The organism is Okeania sp. SIO2B9 (assembly GCF_010672505.1).
Classification (GTDB): Bacteria; Cyanobacteriota; Cyanobacteriia; order Cyanobacteriales; family Microcoleaceae; genus Okeania; species Okeania hirsuta.
On sequence record NZ_JAAHGK010001527.1, the window covers coordinates 1 to 1,601 of the forward strand.

At 32.2% G+C, this 1,601-nt stretch carries 1 protein-coding gene; it reads right to left on the minus strand.

From position 1 onward, the window contains the following. Positions 1-274: 274 nt before the first annotated feature. Positions 275-1,601 (minus strand): NB-ARC domain-containing protein (locus F6K13_RS32300; protein ID WP_287289779.1); only part of this gene is annotated, 1,327 nt, incomplete at its 5' end.

A 1,601-nucleotide genomic window follows, 5' to 3' on the forward strand; every position in this document is an offset into this window, starting at 1 on the left:
TGAATATACTTTAAATCTTTTTTTCATACTTTTTTTTGCTCTATCTCTTCTCTATTGTTTACTACCTGTTTCTGTCAAAACTCTAATTTAATTGATTGGATATAATACCAATTTGGAAAAATAATTTTACGAATAATAAGATAAATTAAAATACTTTATAGGAAATGTTAATTGGACTAAAAAGATTAATTCCTAGCTAATAAATAGTATCAAAGCCATTCATTCTGACTCCTTACTCCTAATAAATAACCTAGTTATTTGTAGCAAATATTTATCAAATTGATGTAACATACTGCTTCAGCAAAGGTAAAAGAGTAAAATTGTTTTCTTGTTTTTCTATTAGAGAGCGTCGCTGCAAAGATTTAATGATATTCAACAAGTCTGAAGCTGGTATTTGTAAATTATCTAATAAGGTTGAAATAGTTGCTGGTTCGGTTGTGGTTGCTAGGTGAGAGATTACTTGTTTTTCTACTTCTGATAAACGGGAAAGTTGCTGATGTAATAATTCTTTGATGTCTGCGTCTAAAAATAGAGGGTCGTATTGAAATAATTCTGAGATATTTCCACTGAATAAGTCATTAATAGTTGTGGCAATTATATTTAACCAAGTGGGGTTGCCTTGATAAAAGTCAATCAATTTTTGCCATTGTTCGTCTACTTGTAAGTCTTGGTCTTTGAGAATTTTTGTAGCTGCTTGCTCATCTAAACCTTTGAGGTGTAATGAACGAATGGATGTATTTTTACCTTTAATAATTTCTCTGAGTTTTTCTCTACTAATTATTAGGCAACAACTCTGATGGGAGAGTTGGGCAATAAGTTGGAAAAATTGGCTGTAGTTTTCATATTCTGGAGTGTAATGACTTGCTAGTTTGCCACTACTAAATATTGTTTGGATGTGATCTAATATTATGAGGCAGCGGTGCTTTCTCAATTTTTCTAAAAGATGGGAATTTTCTGAGGTTTCGAGAGTGGAATTTTGGTTAGACATAAATTGAATGAGTCGGGTTTGAATTGTTTTGAGTTGTGGAGAGTCTCGGAGACTTTGCCAAATTATATAGTCGAATTTATTTTGAATATTTTTGATGAGTTGAAGAGCTAATGTTGTTTTGCCAATACCATTCATTCCGTGAAGCATCACTATTTTTTTTTGTTCTTGGAGAATCCATTTTTTGAGGGTTTTTATTTCCTGAGTTCTACCGTAGAATTTTTTATGGTCTGGTGCGTCTGAGAGGTCTATTTTTGGTCGAGGTATAGTCTGGGATTTGTTGATATTTGGTTGGGGAAAATTTTCAGGATTTATAGTTTCTGAGGAGGGGGAAGTTTCAGGGCAAAAATTTATATTCTTAATTCCTACAAAATCTTTTTCTATATTTGGTGATGAAACTATGGAAAACTGCCATCTATAAAATGTAGTGCGTAGATTAGATTTATTTACTTGTTCACCGAAAGTCTCTGAAAAGGTTTTCCATAATTCTGAAGCGACATCTCTGACATGACCATTAGTGCATTGAAATTCTTGAGCAATTTCCGAATATTTTTTACCTTGAAAAGTACCTCTTAATATTACTTGTTGGAGGTCGTCTAAATGTTTTCCTGCTTTG